The sequence below is a fragment of the Clostridium sp. genome (assembly GCF_018372875.1).
Classification (GTDB): domain Bacteria; phylum Bacillota; class Clostridia; order Clostridiales; family Clostridiaceae; genus Clostridium.
Genome location: NZ_JAHAIF010000090.1, coordinates 1 through 4,205, shown reverse-complemented (window position 1 = coordinate 4,205; position 4,205 = coordinate 1). Strand labels below are relative to the sequence as shown.

The following is a 4,205-nucleotide window of genomic DNA, read 5'->3' as shown; positions in this document are numbered from 1 at the left end:
GAACTTCGAGAGCATATCAAAAAACATTGGCATACAATTAAAACTAAACTACTAGAAACTAAGTATAATCCATCACCTGTAAGAAGGGTGGAAATACCGAAACCGGATGGTGTAGTTAGATTATTAGGAATACCAACTGTACAAGATAGACTAATTCAACAAGCAATTGCTCAAGTACTATCTAAAATATATGAACCATCATTTTCAGAGAACAGCTTTGGATTCAGACCTCGTAGAGGAGCAAAGGATGCGATAATGAAATCAAAACAATATATAAATGAGGGAAATAGATGGGTAATAGACATGGACTTGGAGAAATTCTTTGATAAAGTTAATCATGATATTCTTATGAATAAGCTTGAAAAGAAGATAACAGATAAAAGATTATTATCATTAATAAGGAAATACTTAAAGAGTGGAATTCTTATTAATGGTGTTTCTATAGCAAGTGAGGAAGGTACTCCACAAGGAGGACCGCTAAGTCCGCTTCTAGCAAACATAATGCTAGATGAATTGGATAAAGAACTTGAAAATAGGGGACACAAATTCTGTAGATATGCAGATGATAATAACGTATATGTTAAAAGCCAAAGAGCAGGTCTTAGAGTAATGAAATCTATGACAAGACTTATAGAGAATAAGTTGAAGCTTAAAGTTAATAAGAATAAAAGTGCAGTAGACCTTGTATTTAAAAGAAAGTTCCTAGGATTTTCATTCTATTTTGCGAAAAGCGGAGCTGAGATAAGAATTCATGAGAAATCAATTAAAAGATTTAAGGATAAGGTCAGAGTCTATACTAATAGAAATACTGGTATTAGTATTGAGTATAGAATGAAGAAGTTAAATCAAATAATGAGAGGATGGATTAATTATTATGGTATAGCTAACGCTAAATCGAAACTAGCAGAACTAGATAAGTGGATTAGAAGAAGATTAAGAGCTTGCATATGGAAACAATGGAAGAAAATTAGTACCAAGGTAAGAAACCTAACAAAGTTAGGAATTAGTAAGTATGAAGCACGGAAATATGCAAATACTTAAATAACAAATATCTAGAATCACTAGGATTTATTAGTCTAATAAGAACATATCAAATGATACATTAAATTCTAATGAACCGCCGTATACCGAACGGTACGTACTGGTGGTGTGAGAGGTCGGTAGATAAAATAATTATCTACCTCCTACTCGATTAATTAGAAGAAGTGAGTATAAAAAGTGGAGTGATTAAAGAAACTTTATGTTTGTAGAACAAAATAATTAGAAGTGTTATAATTAGAAAGAAATGGGACAGACTTAAATAAGAATAATATATTAAATAATATAAAAGTTGATGTTTTATGGAGGATTTAGGATGAAGAAGGATTTTAGTGAATTTAAAGAATTTATAAAAAATAAAAATGTTGCAGTAGTAGGAATAGGTGTTTCTAATATCCCTTTAATTAAGTTCTTAGTTAAACTTGGTGCTGTTGTATCAGCTTTTGATATTAAAGATGAAAAAGCTCTAGGGGATATAGCTGGTGAGTTTAAAGAATTGGGCGTTAAATTAATACTCGGAGAAGGGTATCTAGATAAACTAACAGGATTTGATGTAGTATTTAAGACGCCATCAATGAGAGTTGATAGTGAAGCTTTAGTTAAAGCTAAAGGTGAGGGTGCGTATATAACATCTGAAATGGAGGAATTTGTTAGATACTGTAAGGGTAAAGTATATGGGGTAACAGGTAGCGATGGAAAAACAACAACAACTACTATAATATCTAAGTTACTAATAGAGGAGGGGTATAAAACTTGGGTTGGAGGAAATATTGGTACACCATTATTTGCTCAAATTGAAGAGATTGATGAAAAAGATATGGTTGTGCTAGAGTTATCTAGTTTTCAACTTATGACAATGAACTCTCCTATAGATGTGGCGGTTTGTACTAACTTAGCTCCAAATCACTTGGATATGCATAAAGATATGCAAGAGTATATAGATTCAAAGAAAAATATATTTTTATATCAAGAAGAAAATGAAGTGTTAGTAGTAAATAGAGAAAATGAAATAACATATGGTTTTGAAAAAGAGGCAAAAGGAGAGGTAAGAGAATTTAGCTCTAAGAGAGTATTGCAAAATGGCTCTTACTACAAAGATGGAAGTTTATATCTTGATGGTAAAGAGGTATGCAAGAAGGATGATATAGTTATAAAAGGAATGCATAATGTAGAAAACTATCTAGCTGCATTTCTAGCAACTAAAGATGATGTTTCTATAAGTACAATGAAAGCAGTTGCTGAAAAATTTACAGGAGTAGAGCATAGATGTGAGTTAGTTAGAGAGTTAGATGGAGTTAAGTATTATAATGATTCAATTGCTTCAAGTCCAACAAGAACTTTGGCGGGATTAAAGGCTTTTGATAAAAAGGTAATATTAATAGTGGGTGGATATGATAAGCATATCCCGTTTGAGCCATTAGCTTATGAAGGATATCCGTTTATAAAGGAATTGATAGTTTTAGGTGCCACTAAAGATAAAATTAAAGCTGCATTTGATAAGTTAGCATTGGAAAATGATATAAAAGTTAGTATGAATTTTGTAAGCAATTTAGAAGAGGCAGTAAGTAAGGCAAGGGAATTAGCAGAAGAAGGAGATGTGGTAACATTATCACCTGCTTGTGCATCCTTTGATATGTTCCCTAACTTTGCAGTAAGAGGCAATGTATTTAAAGAAATAGTTATGAATATGAAATAGGAAAAGGAAGCTTGTTAAATAAGCTTCCTTTTAATTAATTTTAAATATATATGCATTATTTACATTTAACCTACTTTGTACAAAGAAACCTTTTTCTGAAGGATAATATTCATTAATACTTTGATCTATCATTGGGGATAAGGATACTTGATTGTTAGAATCATCAATATGTAATGAGTAAAGATAATTATTTTTATCAAGATTAATGAAATATAGAGTGTTCTTAAATGTTTTTAAATCTTCTCCATTTATAAGTGCTATTCTAGTAGCTCTTAAAGTTTCAGGATCTATTTTGTATAAGTTGTTATTATCATCAGAGTTGATGGCAACTATGTAGTTGTTATGAGTAGCAAAGCTATTAACTGCAAATGCAGCAACCTGTCCGTCTTCAGTGCCATCTAAATTTATTTTGTATAATTTAGAAGAATCGTTTTTGTTTTCGTATAAAATATAATTTCCATTAAGCAGATATTTACCAACAGCGTTGTTTATAATTATCTTAGAAGTTTTATTGATTGTATCATAGGAATATAATTTGTTATCAGTTTTGTTTATGTATAACAGATTGTTTCCGGTTAATAATAAGTTGCTGACATTATGTGAATTTAATTTTTTATATCTACCATCAATTAGATTTATTGAAGATAATGAATTGTTTTTAGAAGCATCTGCAAAATAAATAATATCACCATGTATTGTTAAGGTATGTGTTGAATAGTTAAAGAACTTAACAATATCATTTGAATTGATTATTGATTTCGAAATAGGATCATTAATAATGGATATTTTATTATTGTCATCCCAGTTCGGAAATATTAATGAGTTTGTGGAAGAAATAAATTGTGTTGGATATAGAGTATCTGGAGATATTAAGAATGGAGATGATTTGTTGGTGGGGGTAGAGCTATCAGTTTTTATAATATTAGAAGTCTGAGAATTGGAATTGCTTTTATCATTATTGCACCCAACAAAAATGAATGTTGTCGATATTAGTAGTAAAAATAATATTTTTTTCATGTGTAAAACCTCCCGAAGAATCTTCTCTTATATCATTATACTAGAATAAAATGTAATAGTAGTAAATGTTGTTAAATATTTGCGTGTAAATTATAAAAAGATTTATTATACTTACCCAGGTGTATCTTTAGTAGATATTTAAAGTAAAAGTTAGAAAAATTCAGATATTAATATATATTTTAAAGTAATAAGAAATAATTATGATAATTAATTATAAAAGAAATGCTACTATAATATCCGTCGCACAGATGAGTTGTGCCAAGTCAAAGAAGTTTGAAATACACTTAAAAAAAGTGTTGACAACAAATTTGATAGATGATATTATAGTATGGCAGTCAAGTGAGATTGCAGCTGATCTTTGAAAATTGAACAGAATATAAAGTTAAAAACCAGCAATTCTTTTTACGAGTAAACTTGAGAAATCAAGTTATCAGATTAAACTTTTTATTGAGAG

Annotated in this window: 3 protein-coding genes and 1 pseudogene; 3 read left to right on the top strand and 1 reads right to left on the bottom strand. The window is 29.7% G+C overall.

Annotation, left to right across the window (positions count from 1 at the left end; genetic code table 11):
• Positions 1 to 1,106: pseudogene (ltrA, locus tag KIB46_RS16110) on the top strand (group II intron reverse transcriptase/maturase); the annotation flags it as partial.
• 248 nt (positions 1,107 to 1,354) lie between these two features.
• The gene (gene murD, locus KIB46_RS16105; RefSeq protein ID WP_156562436.1) at positions 1,355 to 2,734 is read left to right on the top strand and encodes a UDP-N-acetylmuramoyl-L-alanine--D-glutamate ligase; all 1,380 of its coding nucleotides are present in this window, start codon (positions 1,355 to 1,357) and stop codon (positions 2,732 to 2,734) included.
• 30 nt (positions 2,735 to 2,764) lie between these two features.
• Here the strand turns inward: murD and KIB46_RS16100 are convergent, their stop codons facing one another.
• Positions 2,765 to 3,751: a DUF5050 domain-containing protein gene (locus tag KIB46_RS16100; RefSeq protein ID WP_291673228.1), complete on the bottom strand. Its 987-nt coding sequence runs from the start codon at positions 3,749 to 3,751 to the stop codon at positions 2,765 to 2,767.
• A 200-nt stretch (positions 3,752 to 3,951) separates the two neighbouring features.
• Between KIB46_RS16100 and KIB46_RS16095 the strand changes: the two genes are divergently transcribed.
• Positions 3,952 to 4,113, top strand: coding sequence for a hypothetical protein (locus tag KIB46_RS16095; protein ID WP_291673226.1), 162 nt, complete (start codon positions 3,952 to 3,954; stop codon positions 4,111 to 4,113).
• Positions 4,114 to 4,205: the final 92 nt, after the last annotated feature.